This window comes from Microvirga antarctica (assembly GCF_017921815.1).
GTDB classification, from domain to species: domain Bacteria; phylum Pseudomonadota; class Alphaproteobacteria; order Rhizobiales; family Beijerinckiaceae; genus Microvirga; species Microvirga antarctica.
In genome coordinates, this window is the sequence record NZ_JAGEMM010000114.1 from 1 (window position 1) to 288 (window position 288).

Genomic DNA, 288 nt, shown 5'->3' on the forward strand with positions numbered 1-288 from the left:
AAAACTCACGGGCATTTCAGCTATCGGCGCCTGTTGCGCATAGCTGGCGGCGGCGTCCGGTAAGGCCTCGGCAAACGGTAAATACGGTTTGATATCCACCACCGGCGTGCCATCCACCAGATCCAGACTGCCTAATTTCAGAATTACGCTCTCTTTCCGGCACTCGATACCTTTTAGCGCAACGAGCGACATGCCAATCGGATTGGGGCGGAACGTGGAGCGCGTGGCAAAAACGCCCATTCTGGCGTTACCGCCAAGACGGGGCGGACGAACTGTCGGCCGCCAGCC

1 protein-coding gene is annotated in these 288 nt (G+C 58.7%); it reads right to left on the minus strand.

Features of this window, described 5'->3' with window-relative positions; genetic code table 11:
• On the minus strand, positions 1–288 hold a 288-nt coding region (gene tsaA / locus J4G32_RS21085; protein ID WP_210497651.1), incomplete at both ends, for a tRNA (N6-threonylcarbamoyladenosine(37)-N6)-methyltransferase TrmO.